General features: G+C 40.2%; 24 protein-coding genes, 1 other RNA gene and 1 other annotated feature (1 of these 26 cut by a window edge). Of the genes, 21 read left to right on the plus strand and 4 right to left on the minus strand.

The genetic code is table 11. The features are described 5' to 3' along the window. Positions 1–151 (plus strand) — a binding site (T-box leader) (it extends 59 nt beyond the left edge of the window). Positions 152–190: 39 nt separating this feature from the next. The 7 genes from serS to ACLUJM_RS02685 all read left to right on the plus strand — a co-directional run bounded on the left by serS (position 191) and on the right by ACLUJM_RS02685 (position 6930). Next, positions 191–1477, plus strand: coding sequence for a serine--tRNA ligase (gene serS / locus ACLUJM_RS02655; RefSeq protein ID WP_008816039.1), 1287 nt, complete (start codon positions 191–193; stop codon positions 1475–1477). 837 nt (positions 1478–2314) lie between these two features. Continuing rightward, an RNA gene (gene ffs, locus ACLUJM_RS02660) (signal recognition particle sRNA small type) lies at positions 2315–2412 on the plus strand. Between the two features lie 13 nt (positions 2413–2425). After that, positions 2426–2881 (plus strand): tRNA adenosine(34) deaminase TadA, encoded by a 456-nt coding sequence (tadA, locus tag ACLUJM_RS02665; RefSeq protein WP_008816038.1) that lies wholly within the window; start codon positions 2426–2428, stop codon positions 2879–2881. A gap of 94 nt (positions 2882–2975) precedes the next feature. Further along, on the plus strand, positions 2976–4781 hold the full coding sequence (gene dnaX, locus ACLUJM_RS02670) for a DNA polymerase III subunit gamma/tau (RefSeq protein WP_074747890.1): 1806 nt from the start codon (positions 2976–2978) through the stop codon (positions 4779–4781). A gap of 4 nt (positions 4782–4785) precedes the next feature. Next, positions 4786–5094 carry a YbaB/EbfC family nucleoid-associated protein gene (locus ACLUJM_RS02675; RefSeq protein WP_002606688.1) on the plus strand — a complete coding sequence of 103 codons (309 nt, stop codon included), beginning with the start codon at positions 4786–4788 and terminating at the stop codon, positions 5092–5094. Continuing rightward, positions 5094–5690 (plus strand): recombination mediator RecR, encoded by a 597-nt coding sequence (gene recR, locus ACLUJM_RS02680; RefSeq protein ID WP_009270082.1) that lies wholly within the window; start codon positions 5094–5096, stop codon positions 5688–5690. The genes ACLUJM_RS02675 and recR overlap by 1 nt, the downstream gene beginning before the upstream one ends. Before the next feature lie 304 nt (positions 5691–5994). Next, complete coding sequence (locus ACLUJM_RS02685) at positions 5995–6930, plus strand: hypothetical protein (RefSeq protein ID WP_008816035.1); 936 nt, start codon at positions 5995–5997, stop codon at positions 6928–6930. Here the strand turns inward: ACLUJM_RS02685 and ACLUJM_RS02690 are convergent. After that, complete coding sequence (locus ACLUJM_RS02690; RefSeq protein WP_035303967.1) at positions 6913–7164, minus strand: DUF1294 domain-containing protein; 252 nt, start codon at positions 7162–7164, stop codon at positions 6913–6915. The two genes, ACLUJM_RS02685 and ACLUJM_RS02690, sit on opposite strands and share 18 nt — an antisense overlap. After that, entirely contained in the window at positions 7161–7718 is a 558-nt protein-coding gene (locus tag ACLUJM_RS02695) for a CYTH domain-containing protein (RefSeq protein WP_412412082.1), read from the minus strand. The genes ACLUJM_RS02690 and ACLUJM_RS02695 overlap by 4 nt, the downstream gene beginning before the upstream one ends. Before the next feature lie 59 nt (positions 7719–7777). On the opposite strand from ACLUJM_RS02695, the gene ACLUJM_RS02700 reads away from it, so the two are divergent. Continuing rightward, positions 7778–8551 (plus strand): NAD kinase, encoded by a 774-nt coding sequence (locus tag ACLUJM_RS02700; protein WP_008816032.1) that lies wholly within the window; start codon positions 7778–7780, stop codon positions 8549–8551. Positions 8552–8825: 274 nt separating this feature from the next. Here the strand turns inward: ACLUJM_RS02700 and ACLUJM_RS02705 are convergent, their stop codons facing one another. Then, positions 8826–10046: an FtsW/RodA/SpoVE family cell cycle protein gene (locus ACLUJM_RS02705; protein ID WP_008816031.1), complete on the minus strand. Its 1221-nt coding sequence runs from the start codon at positions 10044–10046 to the stop codon at positions 8826–8828. Between the two features lie 224 nt (positions 10047–10270). Here ACLUJM_RS02705 and mutS point away from each other — a divergent pair, with 224 nt between their 5' ends. From mutS to ACLUJM_RS02745, 8 genes are all read left to right on the plus strand, one after another. Further along, positions 10271–12802, plus strand: coding sequence for a DNA mismatch repair protein MutS (gene mutS / locus ACLUJM_RS02710; RefSeq protein ID WP_009588944.1), 2532 nt, complete (start codon positions 10271–10273; stop codon positions 12800–12802). Positions 12803–12862: 60 nt separating this feature from the next. Continuing rightward, positions 12863–14950: a DNA mismatch repair endonuclease MutL gene (gene mutL, locus ACLUJM_RS02715; RefSeq protein ID WP_009588982.1), complete on the plus strand. Its 2088-nt coding sequence runs from the start codon at positions 12863–12865 to the stop codon at positions 14948–14950. Positions 14951–15082: 132 nt separating this feature from the next. Beyond that, on the plus strand, positions 15083–15994 hold the full coding sequence (gene miaA, locus ACLUJM_RS02720; protein WP_008816028.1) for a tRNA (adenosine(37)-N6)-dimethylallyltransferase MiaA: 912 nt from the start codon (positions 15083–15085) through the stop codon (positions 15992–15994). A gap of 1 nt (position 15995) precedes the next feature. Then, positions 15996–16736, plus strand: a complete 741-nt coding sequence (locus ACLUJM_RS02725) for a ThiF family adenylyltransferase (RefSeq protein ID WP_009588980.1) — start codon at positions 15996–15998, stop codon at positions 16734–16736. Next, positions 16726–17505, plus strand: a complete 780-nt coding sequence (locus ACLUJM_RS02730) for a nitroreductase family protein (RefSeq protein WP_009589002.1) — start codon at positions 16726–16728, stop codon at positions 17503–17505. Before ACLUJM_RS02725 ends, ACLUJM_RS02730 begins: the two co-directional genes overlap by 11 nt. Before the next feature lie 178 nt (positions 17506–17683). After that, positions 17684–18388, plus strand: coding sequence for a hypothetical protein (locus tag ACLUJM_RS02735; protein ID WP_257274058.1), 705 nt, complete (start codon positions 17684–17686; stop codon positions 18386–18388). Between the two features lie 319 nt (positions 18389–18707). Next, positions 18708–19046 (plus strand): PadR family transcriptional regulator, encoded by a 339-nt coding sequence (locus tag ACLUJM_RS02740; RefSeq protein WP_008816025.1) that lies wholly within the window; start codon positions 18708–18710, stop codon positions 19044–19046. Beyond that, complete coding sequence (locus ACLUJM_RS02745) at positions 19024–19584, plus strand: DUF2812 domain-containing protein (protein WP_008816024.1); 561 nt, start codon at positions 19024–19026, stop codon at positions 19582–19584. Before ACLUJM_RS02740 ends, ACLUJM_RS02745 begins: the two co-directional genes overlap by 23 nt. A gap of 181 nt (positions 19585–19765) precedes the next feature. On the opposite strand, the gene ACLUJM_RS02750 is transcribed toward ACLUJM_RS02745, so the two are convergent. After that, positions 19766–20416 carry a YggS family pyridoxal phosphate-dependent enzyme gene (locus ACLUJM_RS02750; RefSeq protein WP_002606703.1) on the minus strand — a complete coding sequence of 217 codons (651 nt, stop codon included), beginning with the start codon at positions 20414–20416 and terminating at the stop codon, positions 19766–19768. Positions 20417–21152: 736 nt separating this feature from the next. Between ACLUJM_RS02750 and tmk the strand changes: the two genes are divergently transcribed. From tmk to ACLUJM_RS02775, 5 genes are all read left to right on the plus strand, one after another. Next, on the plus strand, positions 21153–21785 hold the full coding sequence (tmk, locus tag ACLUJM_RS02755; protein WP_008816023.1) for a dTMP kinase: 633 nt from the start codon (positions 21153–21155) through the stop codon (positions 21783–21785). Then, the gene (locus ACLUJM_RS02760) at positions 21778–22755 is read left to right on the plus strand and encodes a DNA polymerase III subunit delta (RefSeq protein ID WP_008816022.1); all 978 of its coding nucleotides are present in this window, start codon (positions 21778–21780) and stop codon (positions 22753–22755) included. Before tmk ends, ACLUJM_RS02760 begins: the two co-directional genes overlap by 8 nt. After that, positions 22752–23822: a regulatory iron-sulfur-containing complex subunit RicT gene (ricT, locus tag ACLUJM_RS02765; RefSeq protein ID WP_008816021.1), complete on the plus strand. Its 1071-nt coding sequence runs from the start codon at positions 22752–22754 to the stop codon at positions 23820–23822. The genes ACLUJM_RS02760 and ricT overlap by 4 nt, the downstream gene beginning before the upstream one ends. Before the next feature lie 9 nt (positions 23823–23831). Then, complete coding sequence (gene rsmI, locus ACLUJM_RS02770) at positions 23832–24689, plus strand: 16S rRNA (cytidine(1402)-2'-O)-methyltransferase (protein ID WP_002606707.1); 858 nt, start codon at positions 23832–23834, stop codon at positions 24687–24689. Between the two features lie 109 nt (positions 24690–24798). After that, positions 24799–25494 (plus strand): GNAT family N-acetyltransferase, encoded by a 696-nt coding sequence (locus tag ACLUJM_RS02775; protein WP_008816020.1) that lies wholly within the window; start codon positions 24799–24801, stop codon positions 25492–25494. Positions 25495–25506: the final 12 nt, after the last annotated feature.

Here is a 25506-nt window from a genome sequence, read left to right on the forward strand (position 1 = left end):
GTGTGAGTTATAATAGCTGCTTATGAAATCCGCCTTTGAGTGAATCAATGAACTATTAGTAGTTGATTACGGTAGCACCGTTATAGCTATGAGAGGGTATATCTTTATAGGTATATCAAAAAGGGTGGCAACACGAGGTATCGTCCCTTTATGGACATACCTCTTTTTTATATTCTAGGAGGTTATGATTATGCTTGATATGAAATTTTTACGCGAAAATCCTGAAATTGTAAAAGAAAACATAAAAAAGAAGTTTCAGGATCACAAGATTGAGCTTGTAGATAAAGTGATTGCTATGGATAAAGAGAATCGCTCTCTTAAACAACGAGGGGATGAGCTGCGAAGCAAGAGAAATGCTATGAGCAAGGAAATCGGCGGTCTGATGGCCAAAGGTTTAAAGGATGAGGCAAATGCTATTAAAGCCAAGGTTCAGGCTATGGCAGATGAAATGAAGGAAACAGAGGTTAAGGAAACTGAGCTTGCTGAGAAAATCAAGGAAATGATGATGCAGATTCCAAATATCATTCATCCTACGGTCCCGGTTGGTAAGGATGATTCAGAAAATGTTGAACTGCAGAAGTACGGCGAGCCTGTGATTCCTGATTTTGAAATTCCATATCATACAGATATTATGGAACGGTTTGAAGGTATTGATCTGGATAGTGCAAGAAAAGTTGCAGGGAACGGGTTCTATTATCTGATGGGAGATATTGCACGACTTCATTCTGCTGTCATTTCATATGCACGTGATTTTATGATTGATAGAGGATTTACATATGTTGTACCGCCTTTTATGATTCGTAGTAATGTTGTGACCGGGGTTATGAGCTTTGCGGAAATGGAAGGAATGATGTATAAGATTGAGGGCGAGGATTTGTATCTGATCGGTACCAGTGAGCATTCTATGATTGGAAAATTCATTGATACAATTCTTGATGAGAAAAAACTTCCTTATACTTATACAAGCTATTCTCCTTGCTTCCGTAAAGAAAAAGGTGCACACGGTATTGAAGAAAGAGGAGTTTACCGCATTCACCAGTTTGAGAAACAGGAAATGATTGTTGTTTGCAAACCGGAAGAAAGTGCAGACTGGTTTGTAAAGCTGTATACGAATACTGTTGATTTATTCAGAAGTCTGGATATACCAGTGAGAACCTTAGAGTGCTGTTCCGGTGATCTTGCTGATTTGAAGAATAAGTCTGTTGATGTCGAAGCATGGAGTCCACGTCAGAAAAAATATTTTGAAGTGGGAAGCTGTTCTAATTTGACAGATGCACAGGCAAGACGTCTTGGCATTCGCGTAAAGGGTGAGAATGGAAAATATTTTGCTCATACTTTGAATAATACGGTGGTAGCTCCACCTCGAATGCTGATTGCTTTTTTAGAGAATAATCTGAACAAGGACGGCAGTGTGAATATTCCGGAAAAATTGCAGCCATATATGGGAGGCACAAAAATATTGATGCCAAAAAATTAAGCAGTATTGAAAAGGTGATTTTTATATAAATTTCACCTTTTTTAGCATCTAAAACAGCTTATTATTTGTTGGTTAAAAATAGCAGAAAAGCCTTTGTTTATCGCATTATTTGGATAAATAATACGATATTGTGACTCTCTGATTTACATCGATATTTGAATAATCGGACAATTGGTCATGTCGTTGCAAATGATTGCACAGCTTTTTTAGGCATTTTTGTTTCACGTGAAACAATTAAGGATAAATCAAGAAATTTCAGCTGTTACTTATGCTTGTTTTATAATGTTTTAAAAGAGATAATAAAAAATGTGTAAGCAAATAGAAGATAAGTTATAATGATGCTATACATAAAAAGGTAACCTTATATATGAAAATTATTTTTATACAAAGTAGGCGCAAATCCAATGTTAAGACAATTTCAAACATTCTTATGTATGCACTAATGATTTTCTAATAATAAAATAAGAAAGCTTCCTTCAGTTGTATCGTGTTTGAGAAAAGGAAGTATCAAATTCTGTTGAATAATATAATGGTGATAAGTACTCAATGTAGTTATGTTCAACCTGAGTTTATGAACTGTTTAGAAAATTAGCCTGCTCATTCTTAAAGAGAATAAAAAGTATTCCGTTTTATGACAATATATTGTATCTGAAATACAATTCATATTACTATCTTGTTAATAGCTCAGATAAAAAAATAGTGTTAATCTTAAGGATAAAGGAGTTTCCTTTGTGAAATACAGGATAGACTTGTTCATCACTTGTAAAAGTCAAAATGGCAATTATAAAATATGTGAAAGCAAATTAACTGTTGAAAAAATCAGAGAATATGCTATAATATATAAGCTACTACAATGGTATCTACTGAATTAGGTCAGATTGGGAACAAAGCAGCCTTAAGGGAGCTCTATCATGTGTGGTAGCCCTTTTTTATATCTGAGGTAATTTTATGAAAGAAGAATATATGCGGGCTGCTTTAAGAGAGGCAGAGAAGGCTAAAAAAATAGATGAGGTACCCATTGGCTGTGTTATTGTTAAGGATGATAAAATTATAGCAAGAGGTCATAATCTCAGAGAAACAAAACAGCAGTCAATAAACCATGCTGAAATCATTGCAATTCAAAAAGCTTGTAAAAAGGTAGGAAGCTGGCGTCTTGAGGATTGTGATTTATATGTTACTCTGGAGCCCTGTTGCATGTGTGCCGGTGCTATTCTGCAATCACGTATCAGAACTGTTATCTATGGAACTGCTGATCCAAAGGGTGGAAGCATTGAAAGTACCTTGCATATGTATGAACAGCCGGGATATAACCATTATCCGAAAGTTGAATCCGGTGTTCTTCAAAACGAATGTTCACAGCTCTTAAAGAATTTCTTTAAAGAAAAAAGACTAAAAAAGAAATAAAAGCAAATACTGTAAGAAAGAAAAGTATTTGCTTTTCTTATGTAAAATTCATTGTCAGCATGATATAATTGACAGTGGAGAAAGCAGGTGAAGTATGGCATATAAAGCGTTATATCGTACTTATCGTCCAAACAGTTTTGATGAAGTAGCAGGACAAAAGCACGTTGTACAAACCTTGCAGCATGCAGTGGAACAGCATAAGATTGCACATGCTTATTTGTTCTGCGGCCCCCGTGGTACAGGAAAAACATCAATTGCGAAAATCTTTGCGAAAACTATAAATTGTGAGAATCCAAATCATAAACCATGTTTGGAATGTGATAACTGTAGGGCAGTACAGGATGGAAGCCATCCGGATATTATTGAGATAGATGCTGCCAGCAATAATGGTGTAGAAGAAGTACGTACACTGATAGAAAAAGTTAAGTATGCGCCATTGAAGGGTAAATATAAAATTTATATTATTGATGAGGTCCATATGATGTCAACGGGTGCATTTAATGCGCTGTTAAAGACGATTGAGGAACCACCGGAACATGTTATTTTTATTTTAGCTACGACAGAGCCGCATAAGGTGCTGCCTACGATTATTTCACGTTGTCAGCGATTTGATTTTACTAAAGTTCCACGTGAAGAAATCGTTCAGAGGATACATACTATTCTGGAGAGAGAACAGATTACGTGTGAAGAGGAAGTAATTCGGATTATTGCACAGCTTGCTGATGGCGGATTGCGTGATGCTTTATCTATTCTTGATCAATGTATTGCGTATGCACAGAATCATATCCAGGTGCATCATATCAATGAAATTTATGGCATTACAACCATACAGGAAAAATTAGATTTGTATCATTATATCTATGGAAAAGATGCAGTATCCCTGTTAAATGCGATAGATCAGCTTATTGAAAAAGGTATTGATATCAAAAGGCTGACTGTTGATTTAATTGAAATATTAAAGGAGAGTATCATTTTCGAGTATACAAAGGATGCATCTCTGCTTCATATTCTAAATAGTGAAGAGGTTTTAACTCTGATTGATGGAAAATCTATTGCAGAGAGGTTTCAAATGATACATCTTCTAATGGAAACATATGATAAATATAGAAGTGCAGCAAATGCAGGATCTTATTTTGAGGTCTGTTTACTGCAAATGCTGGATGTAAAGGCAACTGTGGTGACAACGACATCACATCCATTGGAGACTCCTAGGCAGGAACAAAAACCAGTAAGCACTGTTAATAATGTTTCACGTGAAACATCTAAGAAGAAACCTATACTTGAGGTTCCTATGGATGATGAACCATTTACACCATATGATACACCAGTATTTGATTCACCAGTAACAAAGAGTGCGAAGTCTTCACATATACCGGAAAATATAGTAAGCAAGGAAATTACTGCTGTTTCAACAAAAGCTTTAAAACCATTGGATAATGAATTTGTTCTTGGACTTCTTGCCGGGGCAAATAAACCTGAAAAAGCAAAGGATAGTCAGCATTTTCAGAAAATACCTGAATTCATGCTCGATTTTAAATATGCTAAATATGGAAGTCTTTTAAAGAATGCAGGTATTGTAGGCAGTGGTAATACCTATATAGTGGTATGTGTCGATAATCAGGCAGTAGCAAATGAAATAAATGAGATGGACAGTAAAAATGAATTTCATGATTTCATTACTGTATTGATGGAAAAGAATAAAAAAATATTTGCTATTTCTGCTGATCAGCAGAAATATGTTATCAAAGAGTTTAAAGACCGTATGATTGCAGGTACATTGCCAGATCCTATACAGATTGAAGCTGTGACGATTGAAAAAAAAGAAGTAAAAGAATTAACACAGGAAGAAGCTGTATTGGATTTGTTCGGTCAGGAAAATATAATAATAACGGAGGAATAAGATTATGAATATGCAGGGATTATTAAAACAGGCACAGAAAATGCAAAAGGAACTTACTAAGCTGGAAGATGAATTAAATGAAAAAGTATATGAAACAACAATGGGTGGTGGTGTTATCAAGGTAGAAGTAAAAGGAAGCATGTCTGTAGAAAGTATCTCAATCGATGAAAGTTTGCTGGAGAAAGATAACAAAGAAGATTTAGAGGATATGCTGAAGTCTGCCTTGAATGATGCATTCGCTAAAGCAGTCGAGGATAAAGAAAAAAATATGAATCAAATTACAGGCGGAGTGAAAATGCCAGGTGGCTTCTAATGTATCCTAAGAAATTTGAAGCACTTGTTGAATGCTATCGGAGACTACCGGGTGTAGGAATAAAAACTGCAGAACGCTATGCATTTCAAACGCTCGAATGGGATGATGAAACTATGGACTCTTGGATTCATGCATTTCAAAACGCAAAAGAAGGCTTAAAAAAATGCGCGGTATGCGGCAACTTATCGGAAGATGACACATGTGATATTTGTGGAGATCAAAGTAGAAATAGTCAGATTATATGTGTTGTACAAAGTCCAAAGGATGTTATTGCAATGGAGAAAACAAAAGAATACTCTGGAGTATATCATGTGTTGAATGGTGTAATCTCAACATCAAAAGGTATACTGCCTGAGGACATCAACATAGACTCTCTATTAAACAGAATTAGTGAGGAAACCGAGGAAATTATTATTGCAACCAATCCGACAGTCGAAGGTGAAACTACAGCATTGTACTTATCAAAGCTGCTGGAAAAATATCCGGTTACTGTAACAAGGATTGCACATGGTCTTCCAATGGGCGGACATTTGGACTATGCGGATGAATTAACCTTGATTAAAGCAATTGAAGGAAGAAAGAAAATGGAACCATAATGTTGGTTCTTTTCTTTACTGTATTATAAAACGTAAGAAGTATATAGTAAATGAGGAAGGACAGGAATACCCTGCTTTCAAATGTATGGATGTTTAAATAGCGTTTAAATCAAGAATATGAAAAAGGGAACAACCTCCTACAGCAACAGCAAAATAGGCGATACACAGAAAAAGCATCATCACTATATGAACTAATTGTATAAATCCAAAATCACCAGCACCTTACATATATAGAAAAGAAATATTTTCATTTTACTGCAAGCGCTATCATGGTAAAATGGATATATAGGAAGAAGGCGAACATATGGGCTCAATTGCTTATATTACTGATAAAAATATGATGGAGTACCATAGACTTCATGGTAACTCTGTTATCAATTTCTGGAAGCCAAGTATCAAAAGTATTACTGATTTTAAAAAGGGAGACATGCTGTTTTTCTTGACAAAGGGGACAGAGCGTGGGAAAAAAAGAGAAAAGGGAATACTTGGATACGGTCATCTTCGAAAGCAACAAAACATGGGGTTTACACAAATGTGGAATGTATATAAAACTCTGAGTGGCTATCCGGATAAGGAATCATTAAAGCAGGCAATCTGCAAAATTACAAAACAGGAGGAAGTACCTGAGCTACTTTCCTGCATGGAATTAGAAAATGTTATCTATTTTCAATATCCGATTTACCTAAGTGAAATCGGTATGAAAATTTCCAATAATATAGAAAGCTTTTTCTATATAGATAAAGAGGATATACAAAATACAGGAAGACTACTGCATCTGGCATCCTCTATTGGTACGGATATGTGGGTGAACAGTACTGTTATTACAAAGGAAAAGAATATGCAGGAGGATGCTGTACTTCAAATACTGGAGAACCTGAGCAGACGTATAGAGACTAGCTTCTATTCAGAATATGAAGAATCAAAAATACGTCATTATATACAAAAACTTCAGGATGCAAATATACAGTCAATTAGAAACAGTAAAACAGAGTATTGGACAAAACGCGATGGAAAAATAATGATTCTACTTCCATGCCTCTTAAACTTTATAGATGCTGAAAGTAAAATGCAGTATAGCATTGGTCATTATCAGTTATTTAAAGTATATATAAATCAAAGTGAATATGCTGATCAGATTTCCATCAAACTATTGTTTAACCAAAAGATCCACAGTAATTGGAGACTTGCTCTCAGCTATTTAAAGATAGAATATGAAGAAAGGCTAGTCGAAGAGGACTAGCCTTATAGCTATTACCTGAAGAATACAAAAGAAAGGGACCATAAGAATGAATTTTGTTTTCCTTATTTTGTGTCGGAAAGCAATCATTCCAAGACCAATACCAAAAGCTCCTCCAAGGAATGCATACAGTAATAGAAATCGCTCAGGTATTCGATAACGCTTATGAATGGCTTTCCATTTATCAATTCCCATCATACAAAATGAAATCACGTTCCAGAAGACGACGTAGATCATTCCTCCACTGCCTGCAAAGCACGCTGAATCTTAGATGTGCAGTTTTTTTCATAAACAAGCTGCACATGAGAAAGAAGCTTCTGAAAAACAGAAAGCTCGTCATGTGGCTGCTTATATTCATATTCAATTTCATAATCTGTATGATTTCCATAGGTGCTGATATCAAAGCATAGTTCAGCATTCTCTGTTTCTACAACAGCTCTTTTTGTCACGAGAGTAGTTAACGGAATGATTGCAGCTTCAATTTGATACTCATGCAATAGCTGAACAATTTCCTCTGATTGCAAAGCATGAATACTGTTTTCAGATACTTCACACTCACACTCGCACAGCCCATCAAGATTCTCCTGCCGCATCTTTAATGTAAACAGAAACCTTCCATTTCGCTCACGTATACGCATTGCACCCTTCTTTTTCTGAATGTCCCCGTTTACCGTATCATAATAGGTATTGGTCTGGGTTATAAAATTCAGATTTTCATACAAACTACACAGCTTATCAAACTGTTCCTTGTTCACAAGCATTTTATATTCTTTTTCAACATGTTTATTCATCTTTCATCACCTTATAGGATATGATACAATAGTACCATAACAAAAGGAAGTGATTTGTGATGAAATATTCAGTAGTTGCGAAAAAAGATGCAAAATCACATGCAGTAGAGGAGAAAATCAAAGAGCGTCTGCAGTCTTCTGGCTGGATTTATGACAAAGCAGAACCACAGCTTGTTATCTGTGTGGGAGGAGACGGTACACTGCTGTATGGCGTGCATCAGTATCTGCATCGAATCAGCGAAGTAAACTTCCTTGGCATTCATACAGGAACCCTTGGCTTTTTCACGGACTATACGGAAGAGGAGCTGGAGGAATGCCTGCATGATGTATTGGAAAAGGAGCCTGTGATATTTGAATCCGGTTTATTGAAAATAAAGCTGGATAATAATCCAAACCCTTATTATGCATTAAATGAGATGCGTGTTGAGAATATTGTGAAATCTCAAATCATGGATATATATGTAGACGGTGAGTTTTTTGAAACCTGCAGAGGCTCCGGCATCTGTCTATCCACTCAGGCAGGCTCCACTGCATATAATCGATCTCTTGGAGGAGCAGTTATAGACTGTGGATTATCTCTTATGCAGCTGGCGGAAATAACAGCTATTCAGCACTCCAAGCACCGCTCCCTCGGAAATCCGTATATCATGATGGAGAACCGTCATGTAACAATGAAAAGTGAAACCTTTGATACAGCAATACTCTGCTATGATCATTTGAATGTGCCGTTGGAAGCCACCAAAGAAATCTATTGCGAGATGTCTGATCGGAAGGTTAGATTCGCACGTTATCGTCATTACAGTTATTTGAGAAGATTAAAAAATTTATACTGACAGATAGTATGGATGAAGGGATATGATTTAGTCATAAGCTGCTTCATTAGTCTATTCAGTTGCAGGAAGAACGAGGATTATCGCATCATGAAAAGTAAAAAAACAGATACGCGTGGAATCTGTTTTTTATATCCGTTTTTTCCTGTACCAACCATTATTTACTTTTGAGAAATGTATCGTATAACAAATATCAATAAATTGAAGTAGCATGCGCATTTCATCCGTTATAAAAAAAGCAAGCAAAATAAAACCAATCACAAAACTTATGATTGGCTTATTCATATACATAATCAGAGAGCTTTTTTGCTTTTGCACTGGCATTCATAATGATTCCAAATGCAATCAGATATGACAGTAATGATGAACCGCCATACGATATCATAGGAAGCGTGATTCCGGTAATCGGCAATAAACCGATTATCATCCCGATATTTTGTATCTGTTGATACAGCAGCATCCCCAGAATACCCAGAATGAAATACTTTTCAAACATATTCTTTGACATGCTGGCAATACGGCATAAATGAATATCAAGCCCGAGACACAGAACCACTATGAATAATGTTCCGATCAAGCCCCAGCTTTGTCCAATAACAGCAAAGATAAAGTCGGTCTGTGCTTCCGGTATGGATACCAGCTCGATTCCCATACCATGACCTGTAAGGCCGGCCGAGCCAAGAGCAAGCAAGGCCATATACAGCTGATGCCCCTCTCCATTGATATCTGTTTCCGGATTCAGCCACGCTGTTATTCGTTTCAGACGATATCCTCCTTCACCACCAATCAGCTCATTCAGAACATTGAAATGATAGTAATACATATAGAAGAATAATACCAGCACAATGACAATCAGGATACCTATGATGACAAACCATTGTTTTTTTATACCGGAACATACGATCATCGCCACCAGTGAAATAGCGATAATCAATACCACTCCGGTATCTGGCTGAGCAAGTATCAGAAGGATAGGGGGAACTGCCCATTTCGCTACATTCATAAACAAAGAGAAATCCATTTCATAGGACTCTGTTAATTTGTTATTGTTATGCTCATCAATCACACCGGCAGTTATTAAAATCAAAACGATTTTCATAAACTCACTGGGCTGAAAAGAACCGAACGGCCCCAGCTTAAACCAGGATGTGGCACCGTTTGTTGTGATGATCATTCCCAGCAGACTGCCTCCGGTCAACATATTGTATACCTTACCAATCAGCAGCACCACAAGACAAACCATAAGAAACCAGTATCCTATTTTTGCGAACTGCAGCATGGAATCATTACCGAGATACATAATCACACCGATCGCGATTGATCCGATAATAAACCACATTGCCTGCTTCATCATATAGTCTATACCGGCTGCCTGACCGATAATACCAAAAGCGGAATAGATGGACAGAAGACTCATGCCAATCGTTAAAATCAAATATGTAACTAAAACAAAATCGAACTTATCCGGACTCTTTGCCCTGGATAATCCTACTTTCATTTGCACCACTCCAGACAAAAACCTTTTTGAAACAAGGTTGTACTTATTATAACACGGTTTATATTTCTTATGTTGCAGCATGGTCAATTATTTTCTGAATTTCTATTAAGAAATGAGAATAAGCATACACTGCAGGTTAGGATGATTGTATGAAAAAACAAAAGCATATAGGATTATACCCAATGGTCATGTTATAATAATAAGCAGTGAGTGGAGTTGATAAAATGACTAAAAAAGCTACCTATACACCGATGATGAAGCATTATCTGGAATTAAAAGAACAGCATGAGGATGCAATCATATTCTATCGTCTCGGTGATTTTTATGAAATGTTTTTCGAAGATGCAAAGACGGCATCCAGTGAGCTTGATCTGGTTCTGACAGGAAGAAATGCCGGTGTTGAAGAACGGGTACCAATGTGTGGAATTCCACATCATGCCGCAAAGGGATATATACAGCGACTGATTCAAAAAGGATATAAAGTCGCAATTGTTGAGCAGCTGGAGGATCCGGCACTGGCAAAGGGACTGGTGAAGCGGGATGTCATCAAAATCGTTACACCCGGAACCATCATGGATGAAGTAAGTGATGAGAAAACAACTGTCTATATTGCTTCTCTGCATGACTTTCAATTCGGTCTTGCCGTCATACTCTGTGAAATGACAACCGGAGAGCTGCGTGCGCAGCTGATTGATAAGCATGTCATGGCAATACAGAAGGTTCTGCTGGGAAACAATGTACGAGAAATTGTAATACAGGAGAAGTTTGATAAGAAAATCGTGAAGATGATAGAAGAAATGCAGACGATTACCGTTTCCTTTCATAATGATAACGCATTAAAGGAAGAATACCGTCATTTGCTGAATGGAATTGAAGATGATCGTGTGGAAACTGCCTTTGGCGTTCTCACCAATTATCTGGATGAAACACAGAAGCGAAATATGGCTCATCTGAATGCTGTTGAAATGGTGTATGAAAATGATTTTCTGCAGATGGATTTTTCGACAAAGCAGAATCTGGAGCTGACCTCCAGTCTGCGCAGCAATTCACGCTCACAGACATTATGGAGCTTTCTTGATAAATGCCGCAGCTCCATGGGCTCTCGGTTATTAAAAAAATGGATTGAATACCCGCTGGTTGATACAGCGATGATTAACCGGCGTCTGGATGCTGTTGAATATTTGAATGATAACTTCATTACGAAGGATGAACTGCGTGAGCATCTGGGCTTTGTCTATGATATGGAGAGACTGAGTGCCAGAGTGGCCTATGGTTCTGCAAACCCGCGGGATATCCTGCGACTGATCAAAACGCTGGAACATACACCGCAGATTTTTGAATTATTTCATGACTGCAGTGCCTATGAGGAATTTCAGAGTATCGATCCATGCCGGGAGCTGTACGATATGATCGAGGGTGCCATCATTGATAATCCTCCTTTGACATTAAAGGATGGCGGTGTGTTTGTGGAGGGCTATAATGAAGAGCTCGATCAGGTGCGCGAAATCGGTAAAAACGGGAAGAACTGGATTCTTGAGCTTGAAAACAAGGAGCGGGAAAGAACCGGTGTAAAGTCTTTGAAAATCGGATACAACCGTGTATTCGGGTATTATATTGAGGTTACAAAAACCAATCTGGATTCTATAAAGGATGAATTTGGTTATGTCAGAAAGCAGACACTGACCAACGCAGAACGCTTTATCACGCAGGAGCTGAAGGATAAAGAGGACGCGATTGTACATGCGCAGGAAAGAAGTATCCGTCTGGAAGCAGAGCTATTCAATCACCTTCTGAATCAAATCAAGGTATATCTGCCTAAGTTGCATGATCTTTCACATGCATTGGCCACAATTGATGCATTATATGCACTTGCAGAGATTTCCAGTGAAAACGGATATACACGGCCACAGTTTCATACCGGTCATTCCATTCACATGAAGGAGGCAAGACATCCGATCCTGGATCGAATGATGAAAACAACACGTTATGTTTCCAATGATCTGGAGATGGGTGAGGACAATGACATTCTGATGATTACCGGACCGAACATGGGTGGTAAATCCACCTATATGCGACAGACCGTTCTTCTTGTCATCATGGCCCAGATAGGCTGCTTTGTCCCTGCAAAGAAAGCGGAAATGCCAATCTTTGATCAGATATTCACACGGATCGGCGCAAGTGATGATATCATGTCGGGACAGTCAACCTTTATGGTGGAGATGATCGAAGCGAACAATGCATTACAGAATGCCACAGCAAATTCACTTATTTTATTTGATGAGATCGGGCGCGGTACCTCCACATATGACGGTATGGCACTGGCGCAGGCTATGATTGAATATATAATGCGAAATATCAAAGCGAAAACGCTATTCTCTACCCATTACCATGAGCTGACAGAAATGGCAGAAAAGAATGCAGGTATCCGCAATGTGCATGTGGATGTACATGAAGAGGATGATAAGGTTACATTTTTATACCGCGTGCTTGACGGCAAAGCAGATAAATCCTATGGAATCAATGTTGCACGTCTTGCACATCTTCCTTCCTCCGTGCTGGAGCGTGCCAAGCAGATTCTGGACAATCTGGAGCTGCAGCCGAATATGGTAAAAGAGGTGAAGCCACCACTCGTCATAGAAAAAGAGAATCCGCAGCACATGCAAATCATCAATCAGGTTAAACAGGTAGATGTAAATAAAATGACACCGATGGAAGCCATGCAGTTTCTGTATGAGCTGAAGGAAAAAATGTCATAGAAGAGAACTCTGTAATCCCGGATTACAGGTTTTCTGTTTTATAAGAAAGAAGGTGTACTTATGGGTAGAATCAATCGACTGGACGAACATCTCAGCAATATGATTGCGGCTGGAGAGGTCGTGGAACGTCCGCAGGGTATTGTAAAGGAACTGGTTGAAAACTGTATCGATGCACACGCATCAAATATAGAAATACAAATATCACAGGGTGGTATTGCGACCATTACGATTATAGATGATGGTGACGGTATGGATCCTGAGGATGCCACGCTGGCATTTGAGCGGCATGCCACAAGCAAGCTGAAAGAGGTTAATGATCTCTGGAATATACATACAATGGGATTTCGCGGGGAGGCACTGCCTTCCATCGCATCTGTTTCTCATGTACTGCTGCGAACAAATGACGGCACAAGCTCTACCGAGGTGGAGATCAACTACGGCAAGCTGATCAGTGCCAGACCATGCGGGACTCCGAAGGGAACCATGATAGAAATTCAGAATCTGTTTCAGAAAACACCGGCACGCTTCAAGCATCTGAAAAGTCCGCAGTATGAATTTTCTCTTATTTCGGATGTAGTTCAGAAGTTTGCCCTTTCCCATCCGGAAATCGGATTCTGCCTGTCTCATGATGGAAGAACGGTTTTTAAAACCAAGGGCAGCGGTAATCTTTTGGAAGTACTTATGCAGATTTATGGAAGAGACAGTGCGAAGAGTGCGATTTCGCTGGATGGAAGTGATCAGGATTATAAGATAAAAGGCTATATCATGCAGCCGCAGTTTAACCGTGCAACAAAATATTATATGCTGCTGTACATCAATGGCCGTATGATACGGAATTACCATTTGCAGAAGGCAATACTGGATGCATACTCACCTTATATGCCGAAGGACAGATATCCCATCGTTGTCATTGATTTACTGATGGATGCACAGCTGGTGGATGTCAATGTACATCCGTCCAAATGGGAAATTCGTCTGTCCAAGGAAAAGCAGCTGGAAAAGCTCCTCTATGAGACAATTCGCAAAGCACTGCAGGAGCAGCTTGAGGTTCCACGCGTTAATATTACAAAGGAAACCGTAAAAGAGAAGGTGGAAGAGCAGGAGCTGCAGTTTACGTATGAACGTGATGATAGCATTTCAAGACTGCATGAGGAAGTAAACGACAGCTTTATACATCCGGAAAAGAATGAAAAGCCCTCTCTGGATATGGAAGAGCTGCGTAGAAAAATCGAAGCAGATAAAAACCGGAGAAAAGAATCAGCTGCTCCGATACAGCCTAAGACAAAGGAACTTCTTCCTGAAATCCGGGAAGAAACAGCATCCTACGAGCCTGAGGATTCAACATCGGTAAAGGCGGTGACAGAGGAAGCAGATGTCAAGGTTCAGCATGAGGACACTGACAAAACAGAAGTGCTGCCCGCTGCCCACACCGGGTCGGAGGCACACACAGAAGCTATAGAAACAGACATTTCTTCGGATGCAGCTGTTGCATACAAGGAAATCAGTCAGTCCGAGGAGCTTGTCTATGAGAAAAAGGCAGAGGTGGAACAGCCACAGCCTTTGAATCCGAGTCTCCCACAGCTTCGTGTGATTGGTCAGTTCCACAGCTGCTATATCTTGGCAGAGGGTGAAAAGGGCCTGTACATAATTGATCAGCATGCAGCACAGGAGCGCTATCATTATGAAATTATCAGAAAGCAGATTCTAGACGGAAACAATGATACCCAGCCGCTGCTGCTGCCTATAACAATAGAATCTACGATTTCTGCTGTTTCGCAGGCAGATGATTTGAACGCATTGCTGGAACAGCTCGGCATCCATCTTGAGGTGTTTGGAGATCATACCTTTGTGTGCCGTCAGCTGCCGCTGTGGATGAAGGATGTTGAAGAAGAGGCTTTTCTCTGCGATATGATCGATATATGGGAAAAGGATAAGGAAATCAGTCTGGATAAGCTGCGGAAGCATGCAATAGCTACCATGGCATGTCACAGCTCCATACGCTTTAACCGCAGTCTTACACTGGATGAAATGAAGCGTGTCATAGAGGATTTAGCACATTGTGAGCAGCCGTTTCATTGCCCGCATGGAAGACCGACAATGATCTGTATGGAGGATAAGGCATTGATCCATGAATTTGAACGTGGATAAGCAGCAGGAGGAAACAGCCTGCAAGCATATAGCTGCTTGTAGTCGCTGCCTTTTGAAATGGCATACCTCTGGCTACAGTGAGAACGGATACTGTGAATTTTGAGGATATCTTGTGAGAGAACGGAGTTAATTATGGAAAAAGTACTGGTGATTGCAGGTCCCACAGGCGTAGGAAAAACAAGCCTTAGTGTGGAGCTGGCAAAAGCCTGTCATGGAGAGGTTATCAGCGGAGATTCCATGCAGGTTTATAAAGAAATGAGTATCGGAACAGCAAAAATAACAAAGGAGGAAATGCAGGAGGTACCGCATTATCTGATTGATTTCTGTTCCTTTACAGAGGAATACAATGTTAAAATTTTTCAGGAGAAGGCCAGAGAATACATAGCGGAAATCACCAAACATGGGCATCTTCCCATCATATGTGGAGGAACAGGGCTATATATAAAGTCCTGTCTGTATGATTATCAGTTTGTCGATCAGCCACAGGATACGGAGTTTATGAATTTTCTGGCAGAGCGAAGTACGGATGAAATATGGGGGATGCTGTCAGTCATCGATCCAAAAGCCTGTGAGAATCTGCATCCGCATAACAGGCAGAGAATCGTTCGTGCTCTTGCGATGGCACATACCGGAGAGAAAAAAAGCGAAATCGTTGAGTCACAGGAGCACCGTCCTGTTTACGATGCCTATATCATAGGTCTTACAATGGATCGTTCGCGGCTGTATGAGAGAATCAATGCTAGAGTCGATACCATGATGGAACAGGGACTGCTGCAGGAAATTGAACAGCTCCATACCCTGCAGGAGGATGTCTGGAGTCTGCAAAGCTTTCAGGGAATCGGCTATAAGGAATGGAAAGCTTACATAGAGGACAGGGAATCAGTTGACACCTGTGTGGAACGTATTAAGAAAAATTCACGTAATTTTGCGAAACGCCAGTATACATGGTTCCGCAATCAGATGCAGGTGCACTGGTATGATGTTGAAGATGAGAACTATCGCGAAAAGATTTTAGAAGATGTAAAAGCATGGATGGAGAATTGAGATGGAAACACCTTTACAGAGAATGGAGCTTCTGATTGGAGAAAACAATCTGGAAATATTAAAGCGTTCCACCGTCATGGTTGTAGGTGTCGGAGGTGTTGGCTCCTATGCTGCGGAGGCACTGGCAAGAAGTGGAGTCGGAACCCTGATTCTTGTTGATGGTGATACCGTTGCACCCAGCAATCTGAACCGTCAGATACATGCCGTCTATGCTACCATCGGTCGATCAAAAACAGAGGTTATGAAGGAACGGATGGAAAGCTATCGCAGGGACTGTACAATCATCTGCAAGGATATATTTTATAAGGAAGAGGAAAATGCAGTCCTCTTTGATAAACCGGTGGATTTCGTTATCGACGCAATTGATACCATGAGCAGTAAGCTTTCCTTAATCACATACTGCCTGAAACATAAAATACCCTTTATCAGCAGCATGGGGATGGCAAACCGTCTGGATCCGACAAAGGTGGAGTGCTGCGAGCTTATGAAAACAAGCTATGACCCTGTTGCGAAAATTATGCGAAATCTGATTCGGAAGCATCATATAAAAGGAAAGATTCCGGTTGTGTTTTCCAGTGAAAAGCCCAGCGTACAAACCAAAATCATAAATGAAAACGGTGTTACCAGAAAGCAGAAAATGCCGCCTGCCAGCTCACCGTTTGTTCCGAGTGCTGCTGGTCTTGCAGCGGCTTCCTATGCTATGCGCATACTGCTTGAGAAAGGGGAACACCATGGACAATGAAACTCTGAAGGTTATTCGTAGCCGTACATCCCTGCGTACCTACGATGCGAAACCGCTGCGTGAGGAAGAAGAAAACGCCATTATCGAGAGTGCTCTTCTTGCCCCTACTGCTGGAAATCAGATGCTGTATTCCATGATCATCATCCGTGATCAGGAAAAGAAAAAGAAGCTAAGTAAGCTTTGTGACTATCAGATGTTTATACAGGATGCCCCACTTGTTATTGTATTTGTCGCAGATCATCACCGCTGGTTTGATTATTATCGCATGAACGGCGTAAAGAGGTATGCGGAAAAGCACGGATTATCATTTACATCACCTGCGGAGGGGGATTTAATGCTTGCGGTGGAGGATGCGATGGCTGCAGCGCAAAACAGTGTCATAGCTGCGGAATCTATGGGAATTGGTTCCTGTTATATTGGTGATATACTGGAAAATTATGAAACGGTAAAGGATCTGCTTCAGCTACCCGATGAGACCTTCCCCATCGCAATGCTATGCTACGGACATTATAAACAAGAGCACAAAAAGGTGTTTAGAAAACGCTTTGATAGAAGGTTTGTGGTATTTGAGGATTCCTATCGGCAGCTGCAAAAAGAGGAATATGAGCAAATGTTTGCCGAGCGTGCGGAAAAGGAATTTCTGACACAGAATAAATACGCAGCGAAAAACTATGCACAGCAGTTCTATGCGAGAAAAACGGGAGCCTCCTTCAGTAAGGAAATGACTAGAAGTGTAAAGGAAGCCTTAAAGGCCTGGACAGGAAAATAACGTCTTATCGCTAACAGACTTTATTTGGAAAGGATATTATGAGACAAATAGATGTTGTCTATTCGCCGATGTGTGAAGCTACAGCTGCAATGGTTGAAAAGCTTCGAATCTGGCTGGAGGGCACAGACATACAAATCAATTTAATTCCATATCATCAGCTGCCATCGGATAAAAAAATTTGCGAAAATGTGAAAATTGCTTTATCGATGTATACGATCGTGGTCGAAAAATAGACACGGTACCGTTGCATAAGCAACAGCTGTATGCAGCCCTGCAGATTGAAAGAAATGCAGAGGATGAAGAACCTGTATTCTCAAAATGGAATGGTTTGACAGAAGAGCAGTTTAAAAATTGTTTACATAAGGATGAAATTTCATTCATACCTATCACAAAACATAATTATCTCAGAGAAATGTCGATGTGTCTTACCAATTATCCCTTTGGTAATCCCTCTGAGCAATATCATCAAAGCTGTATATCATTAAAATCCAAGGTGTTTTCAGAGATATGGCAAAAGGAAGATATTGCTGGAATTTTCGCAGTTTTGAATGATAGGGTAATTGGCTTACTGGAGGTAATGCCAAGAGAGATTTTACAAAAATACGGCTATATGACAGGAACAGCAGGGAATAGCGACAGCTATTTGACAATAGGCTGCTACGAGGTTGGATATGGTGTTCCTCGGGTTGAAATGCTGGATGCTCTGATGGAGAACCTGGAAAAGGTATATCCGCTCTTCCATCGGAAATACCTCGAAGGTATCGGTATTTATGAATGGAGGGATGGATTCAATCCATACTGGGTATATGAAAAACATGGGTACAGCAGAACGGAAAAATTAGCTGACAATATTATTGTAATGTCAAAGAAGCTTTGCAAGTAGTGCAATCCATAGCAGATGAGAAGAGGAACAGCTGTTAAGAATGCAGGGTACTCTGTGTCATAGTAAATATATAACATATAAGGAATCAAATTTATCAGTTTATGATATCTGATTCTTTTTATTATGTTCGCTTAATTTCTTGTTGTTATAGAAAAGCCTTATGATCACTGATTGTATCTATAAATGAATAAAAGGAATGAAGCATGCAGCAGCCTTTGAGACAGCTGCGTCAGTTTCTATTGACATATAGATAGCACTGCGATATAGTATATATAGAGGTTCGATATATAGAGATACAATGTAGTAGTGGAGGTTATCTATGGATGAAAAACTAAGACGTGTTTATGTGCCGATGACAGAAACCGGTTTTTATATTCTGTTTTCCCTGCAGGAGGAACGCCATGGTTATCATGTAATTCAATATGTGAAAAAAATTACAGATAACGAAATCATTATAAGTGCAGGAACCTTGTATGGAACTCTTTCAAAAATGGAAAAGGATCAGCTGATCAGGTTTACAAGAGAGGAAGAAAAAAGAAAATATTATCAAATTACAGAGCTTGGCAGTACGGTACTGCAGCTGGAGCTGGCCCGTATTAACCGCTTATATATCAACAGTAAAGGAGGATGCTATCATGGAAACAAAGAGAATCTTTAGATTCTTCTCACTTGCGGAATATGGCGAAGAACAGAAGTTTCTGGAAGAAATGCATCAAAAGGGCTGGAAGCTGAAAAGCTATACGGTTTTCAGGGGGTATGTCTTTGAGAAATGCATACCGGAAAACTGGATTTATCAACTGGATTATCGTGATGAAGTAGAGGATCTGAATGCTTATATACAGCTGTTTCAGGATTGCGGCTGGGAGTATGTCATGATGTTTAATTCCTTCTATTATTTTCGCAGAAAAGAGAATGGGGAAGAAAACAATTCGGAGATTTTCAGTGATCGTGAAACGCGGCGGGAATATTGTGAGTCTATTTATAAGCGAAGTGTATTTCTTACCTTGTTTTGTGCAATCATATTTTCTATTATCATAGTTCCCGGTCTGTGGAAGGCTTTGCAAATGTTTGAAAGAGATCCATGGTTTCTTGTTGTATATTCTTTGATTTCCGGTATTATGCTGTTTGAACTCCTGTTTTTAATAAAATGCACGCTGAAATTATATGCGGCAAAGAAGGAGCAGGAAAGCACTTAAAGCGATGCAGTATGCTTCATAATCTGTTACTTTGTGTTTACGAAAAAACCAGAGCTTATTCATAATGAATGTTCTCTGGTTTTTATTATAATTGTTTTACTTATGCGCAGGAGTATTTGTTTTACTGGTTACGTGAGATCAATCAGTATTAGAATCAACAGGCTTTATGAAAATGATATGCTTATATAGAATAATTTCGCTTACCGAAAATCACAGTACCCAGGCGAATCATATTCGAACCATGCTTCAAAGCAATCGGATAATCATCACTCATCCCCATGGACAGATAGCGGATCTGCTCACTTCCATATTCACTTTGCAGCTTGTGAAAGAGGATATTCATCCTTTCAAAGCATTCCTCAATACGGTCACGGTCCGCATCCAGTGGACCAACACACATTAGTCCCTGAACATCCAGGTGTTTATACTGCATGCACTGTTTTACAAAGGCAGGACATTCTTCCATATACACACCAGTCTTGTTTGCTTCTCTTGATATATTTACTTCAATCAGTACCGGCATAATTTTATCGATTTTCGCACACTGCTTTTCTATTTCCTCAGCCAGACGCAGACTGTCGAGACTTTGGATCATATCAGCGAGAGGAACAACATCCTTTACTTTATTGCGCTGTAAATGACCAATCATATGCCATTGATAGCGATCATCATATTTTTCTTTTAATTCCTGTACCTTATTTTCACCAAACACCCGACATCCGCAGGCATAGGCTTCATCAATTTCTTCTTTCGTATGTGTTTTACTTACTGCAATCAGTGTAACATGATCCGGAAGATGTTTCTGTATTTCCTGAAGTTTCTTTTTATCCATTTTGCATCACCTGTATCATATTATAGCACTATTTTGTATAGATAGAAAAGAATCTGTTTCATATGCGGAAAATGAAGAAGAAATTAGATATTGAATCCCAAAATGTTATGCTTATACGCGTTTGCAGTAATCCTTTATTTTACAGTTATTTTGTATAGGATAGGCAGTGAATGTTTACTGCAAAGAAAAATTCAATATATGAAATGGCAAAAGACATTAGGAAGAGGCGAACATCAGAGAACAGAAAAGACAGAATCTATTGACTCTGTCCATCTGGCAGGTATGCTGCCTGTATGTTGAAGGGAATGAATGAAGTTCCCTAACACTATCTTATGCAGGGACTGGTGTTTTATACGAAAATTTTGATCGATAAAGAAAAAAGAGAATGCAGGAGCAATCTTATCATATTTTTTATGCATTCTTAAGTTTGTACTGTGACTGTCAACATAAAAGCCTATGCGTGTATTTTTATTATCCATGTGTATTGTATCCAGTAATCATTCATCGGAACCAGTACAGATAAGACCAGAGCAAAGAACTTAATAGAAAAGCTGTGAGGCTTTCCTTATGATGGAAAATTCAAAGCTTACTCCTCAGTATGAATTCATAATTATGCCTGAAAACATATTCTGCAGCTTATCAGTACACAATGCTGTAAATAGCATGAGAAATCTCTTTGTAGTGCAATAGCTGATTATGCTATAATGATAGGGTCTAGTTAAAGGAGTGTCAGGCTATGAACAAGGGATTGTTTATCACATTTGAAGGAAATGACGGAAGCGGGAAAACAACCATCAGTAAGCTTGCATATGAAAAGCTGAAAGAGATGGGGTATCCTGTACTATATACAAGAGAACCGGGAGGCATAGATATTGCGGAACAGATTCGCAGCATCATACTGGACCCGGCCAATACGGCAATGGATGAACGCTGTGAGGCATTGCTGTATGCCGCCAGCCGCCGCCAGCATCTTATAGAAAAGGTACTGCCTGCGCTGAAGGAAGGAAAAATCGTTCTCTGCGACCGCTTCGTGGACAGCTCTCTGGTTTATCAGGGAATTGCCAGAGGTATCGGTGTTGAGGAGGTCTTTGCTATCAATCAGTTCGCAATTGAAGGGCATCTGCCGGATGCTACGGTATTTCTTTCTGTTGATTTTGAAACAGGACTGTCCCGCGTCACAAGCCGTGGCAATAAGGATCGACTGGACAATGAAAGTATGGAGTTCCATAAGCTGGTTGCACAGGGCTATGAGCTGATCAAAGACAAATTTAAGGAACGTATGCATATTGTGGATGCCAATCCTGATGTGGATACAGTTTTGAACAATACAGTAGCCTGTCTTATGGAGATTATAAAAAACCATGTTTAAAGATATTCTGAGAGAACAGCAGCCGGTGGTATATCACACTCTGCGAAATGCTCTGGAGCATAACCGTCTTGCGCATGCCTATATGTTCAGCGGTCCCAGCGGTACGCCTAAAAAAGAAACAGCATATCTGCTGGCCCAGAGTCTGGTTTGCAGGGAATCAGGCTTCGCCTGTGAGGTATGTGATACGTGTGAGCGTATTGCACACAACGAATATGCCGATATGATATATCTGGATGGAACAAGTGTTTCCATTAAGAAGGACGATATTCTGAAGCTGCAGCATGCATTCGCAAAAACCGGCCTTGAAAAAACCGGAAAGAAAATATATGTGCTGGATCATGCGGAAAATGCGACACCGGATGCATTAAACTCCCTGTTGAAATTTCTGGAGGAACCGGGAAGTGATATGATTGCAATACTGATTGTGGAACAGCTGGACAGAGTTCTTCCTACCATCATATCCCGCTGTCAGAATATCCCCTTTACCCCGTTGAGCGCATCACAGTGCCATGCGGCGGTACAGGAGGATCTGGAGGCGCTGGATGCCTATCTGCTCAGCAGCATGATCCGCCAGAAATCGGAAATTCTGGAGGCTTCGGAAAGTGAGGATTATCAGCATGCCCGCTTTTTAATGAAGGGAATGCTGGAGCGTTATCTTTCCTCACCATATGATGCTTTGCTGTTTCTGCAGTTGGAAGGCTTTCCTTCAAAACAGAAAAAGCACGGAAAGCAGGCAATGCTCTATCTGCTTGATATGCTTACTATATTCTTCCGTGACTGTCTGCGTGGCAGTCGTCGGCAATCGGATACATGGTATCAGAATATGCTGAAGGAATATCAGAAGAAAAACATGGATATGGCAGCAATTCTGCAGATTCTCATGCAGACGAAGGATACATTACTGCGTTCGGTCAACCTGCAGCTGCTCGTTGATCAGATGCTGTACAGAATGAAAGAGGTGACAGAATGAATCAGTCGGAAGACAGGAACGGGATTTCAAAAGGAAATCCGAATCCGAAGCAGGATAAAAAGAAGCATCATGACAGAGGCTTTGAACAGAAACGGGATATGAAGCATCATCCCAAGCATGATGGAAAACCCAATATGAAGTCGGAAGCGAAGGAACCACGACAGGAAGTAAAGAAGGAAATGAAGCAGGAACAAAGGCCTGCACAAAAGCCGGAGCACAAGAAGGCAAACCACAATGAACGCAAGCCGGAAGGCAGAGTTTATAAATACATCGCGTTTGTATCCTTTAAGGATTCAAAAAAAATCTATACCTTCGGTACCGATGTGGATGAGTACCGGGTGGGTGATGATGTGGTGGTTGAAACGATTCGTGGTCTGGAGCTTGGAAAAATCGTTAAGGAAACAGAAACCTTTTTGTCCAACGGAATGGAGATCAAGCCAATCACACGCAAAGCAACAGAGCGTGATTTAAAGCAGGCACAGGAAAATATTGAAAAGGCCGGTAAGGCTATGGAGATATGTGCGGAATGTATCCGTAAGCTTGGATTGGATATGAATCTGATTGAAGCGGAGTATACGCTGGATTGCAGTAAAATCATCTTTGTATATGTTGCGGATGAGCGTGTGGATTTCCGTGAGCTTCTCAAGGAGCTGGCAAGTATTTTTAAATGCCGCATTGAGCTTCGTCAGATTGGTCCCCGTAACAAATCAAAAATCATTGGTGGTCTGGGAACCTGCGGTATGGAAACTTGCTGTTCCAGATTTATGAATGACTTTGATGTCGTATCTATCAATATGGCAAAGAATCAGCTGCTGGCATTGAATATTCAAAAGCTGAGCGGACAGTGCGGCAAGCTGATGTGCTGTCTGAAATTTGAAGACAGTCAGTATAAGCGGCTGCGTGAGGGTCTGCCGAAAATGAATTCCCAGATTGAATACAAGGGAAGCCGGTATCGAATTACCAGTATGAATGTACTGCTTCAGCAGGTAAAGATTGAAAATAAAGAGGATGTACAGTTTCTTTCCTTTAAGGAATTGTGGCCGGATATAGATTTCTCCGATCGGTAGGTGAACAAAATGAATCGTCAGAAGAGCTTTGAAAATGAAAAAGCAACCCTGTATGTGGTGGCAACGCCAATCGGAAATCTGCAGGAAATGACACCAAGAGCATTGAAAGTGCTGGAGTCTGTCGATGTAATTGCGGCAGAGGATACCAGAAACACACTGAAGCTGTTAACGCATTTCGGTATTCATACCCGACTGATTTCCCATCACCAGCACAATGAGGCTCAAAGTGCAAACGGTCTTTTGGAGCTGCTGCGTCAGGGACAGGATATCGCGCTTGTGAGTGATGCCGGCTATCCTTTGATCAGCGATCCGGGCTGTGTTGTAACACAGAAGGTAATCGAGGAGGGCTTTAATGTCGTTCCAATATCCGGAAGCAATGCGATGCTGAATGCCCTGGTATCCAGTGGCATGGACACCAGACATTTTCTGTTTTACGGATTTTTGAAATCCGGTGAAAAGGAACGGATTCGTGAATTGTATGAATTAAAATACTATCCGTTTACCATGGTCTTTTATGAAGCACCGCACCGTGTAAAAAAAATGCTTGCTTCCTGTCTTGAGGTACTGGGCAACCGCAATATCTGTCTGGCTCGTGAGCTTACAAAAAAGCATGAGGAGTTTCTGAGAGGAACTATCGAAGAAATTCTGGAAATTGCGGAGGAGCTTAAGGGTGAAATGGTAATTGTTATGGAGGGCTCCAGAGAAACCAAGGATCCGGGAGAAGATTCCGCAATGCCGCTTGTTCATGAACAGATCAATACCTATATTAAAGAAGGATTGACTACCAATGAAGCAATCAAGCGTGTCGCAAGAGAGCGCGGCCTCAGTAAAAATGAAATATATAAGCAGTACCACGGATTATGTTAAAATACCTGAACGTAAGTGAATCAATTGTTTGAACTACGTTATTGAGCTGTTAATAAGGATTGATTTCTGTATGGAACAGGAGTTAATCCTTTTTTAAAAGGAGAAGAGCATGAATTTAACAAAGGAACCCTGTCTGTATGCGGATATGCTGCAGTGCAGGAATGCAGGCGGGTTAGTTTTATATGAAACAGAGACAGCCCTGCTTTTACAGGGAAGAATTTCAAAGATTTTATATAGTGCTGCGGCAGATGATCAGGCAGGGAAAGAAATCGTGGAGCACCTGCCAAAGCAGTTTGGCATACTGGTTGCCCATGACACCTATACGGATCCCTGGCTGAAATCCATGCGAAAGCTGGAAAGCGAGCTGGAGTGTGTTCACTGTGTATATGTTGAGGATGTACCCCCTGCAGTAGCCCTTCCGGAAGGCTTTGTAATAAATAGGCTGGATGCATCACATACACAGAAAATCATTGCATTATACAGGCATTCAATGGAATCTCTGGCAAATGAACAGTATATCGGTGAATGTCTGCAGGATGGTATGTATGGTGCATTTTACAAGGGTGAGCTATGCGGATTTATCGGAGTACATGAGCAGGAAAGTATCGGAATTCTGGAGGTTCATCCCAAATGGCGGAGAAAAGGACTAGCTGTGGCTCTGGAGCAGGTGATGATTGGCAAACAGCTGGAGCGCGGCAGACTGCCCTATGGTGAAATTGTAAAGGATAATACTGCCAGTATCCGGCTTCAGAAAAAAGCAGGGATGATTACAGATGAAAAGCTTACCTACTGGTATTTTCCCTGAATATTCATAAAA

The organism is Finegoldia sp. (assembly GCF_046991905.1).
Taxonomy (GTDB): domain Bacteria; phylum Bacillota; class Clostridia; order Tissierellales; family Peptoniphilaceae; genus Finegoldia.

Bases quoted from the DNA above. Each gene is read 5' to 3' on its own strand.
- mutL (WP_009588982.1), top strand. From the start codon at position 12,863: ATGGGTAGAATCAATCGACTGGACGAACATCTCAGCAATATGATTGCG.
- dnaX (WP_074747890.1), top strand. From the start codon at position 2,976: ATGGCATATAAAGCGTTATATCGTACTTATCGTCCAAACAGTTTTGAT.
- ACLUJM_RS02700 (WP_008816032.1), top strand. From the start codon at position 7,778: ATGAAATATTCAGTAGTTGCGAAAAAAGATGCAAAATCACATGCAGTA.
- serS (WP_008816039.1), top strand. From the start codon at position 191: ATGCTTGATATGAAATTTTTACGCGAAAATCCTGAAATTGTAAAAGAA.
- recR (WP_009270082.1), top strand. From the start codon at position 5,094: ATGTATCCTAAGAAATTTGAAGCACTTGTTGAATGCTATCGGAGACTA.
- ACLUJM_RS02690 (WP_035303967.1), bottom strand. From the start codon at position 7,164: ATGATCTACGTCGTCTTCTGGAACGTGATTTCATTTTGTATGATGGGA.
- ACLUJM_RS02750 (WP_002606703.1), bottom strand. From the start codon at position 20,416: ATGGATAAAAAGAAACTTCAGGAAATACAGAAACATCTTCCGGATCAT.
- tmk (WP_008816023.1), top strand. From the start codon at position 21,153: ATGAACAAGGGATTGTTTATCACATTTGAAGGAAATGACGGAAGCGGG.
- ACLUJM_RS02775 (WP_008816020.1), top strand. From the start codon at position 24,799: ATGAATTTAACAAAGGAACCCTGTCTGTATGCGGATATGCTGCAGTGC.
- ACLUJM_RS02685 (WP_008816035.1), top strand. From the start codon at position 5,995: ATGGGCTCAATTGCTTATATTACTGATAAAAATATGATGGAGTACCAT.
- ACLUJM_RS02740 (WP_008816025.1), top strand. From the start codon at position 18,708: ATGGATGAAAAACTAAGACGTGTTTATGTGCCGATGACAGAAACCGGT.
- ACLUJM_RS02725 (WP_009588980.1), top strand. From the start codon at position 15,996: ATGGAAACACCTTTACAGAGAATGGAGCTTCTGATTGGAGAAAACAAT.
- ACLUJM_RS02745 (WP_008816024.1), top strand. From the start codon at position 19,024: ATGGAAACAAAGAGAATCTTTAGATTCTTCTCACTTGCGGAATATGGC.
- ACLUJM_RS02730 (WP_009589002.1), top strand. From the start codon at position 16,726: ATGGACAATGAAACTCTGAAGGTTATTCGTAGCCGTACATCCCTGCGT.
- miaA (WP_008816028.1), top strand. From the start codon at position 15,083: ATGGAAAAAGTACTGGTGATTGCAGGTCCCACAGGCGTAGGAAAAACA.
- ACLUJM_RS02695 (WP_412412082.1), bottom strand. From the start codon at position 7,718: ATGAATAAACATGTTGAAAAAGAATATAAAATGCTTGTGAACAAGGAA.
- ACLUJM_RS02760 (WP_008816022.1), top strand. From the start codon at position 21,778: ATGTTTAAAGATATTCTGAGAGAACAGCAGCCGGTGGTATATCACACT.
- ACLUJM_RS02675 (WP_002606688.1), top strand. From the start codon at position 4,786: ATGAATATGCAGGGATTATTAAAACAGGCACAGAAAATGCAAAAGGAA.
- tadA (WP_008816038.1), top strand. From the start codon at position 2,426: ATGAAAGAAGAATATATGCGGGCTGCTTTAAGAGAGGCAGAGAAGGCT.
- rsmI (WP_002606707.1), top strand. From the start codon at position 23,832: ATGAATCGTCAGAAGAGCTTTGAAAATGAAAAAGCAACCCTGTATGTG.
- ACLUJM_RS02705 (WP_008816031.1), bottom strand. From the start codon at position 10,046: ATGAAAGTAGGATTATCCAGGGCAAAGAGTCCGGATAAGTTCGATTTT.
- ricT (WP_008816021.1), top strand. From the start codon at position 22,752: ATGAATCAGTCGGAAGACAGGAACGGGATTTCAAAAGGAAATCCGAAT.
- mutS (WP_009588944.1), top strand. From the start codon at position 10,271: ATGACTAAAAAAGCTACCTATACACCGATGATGAAGCATTATCTGGAA.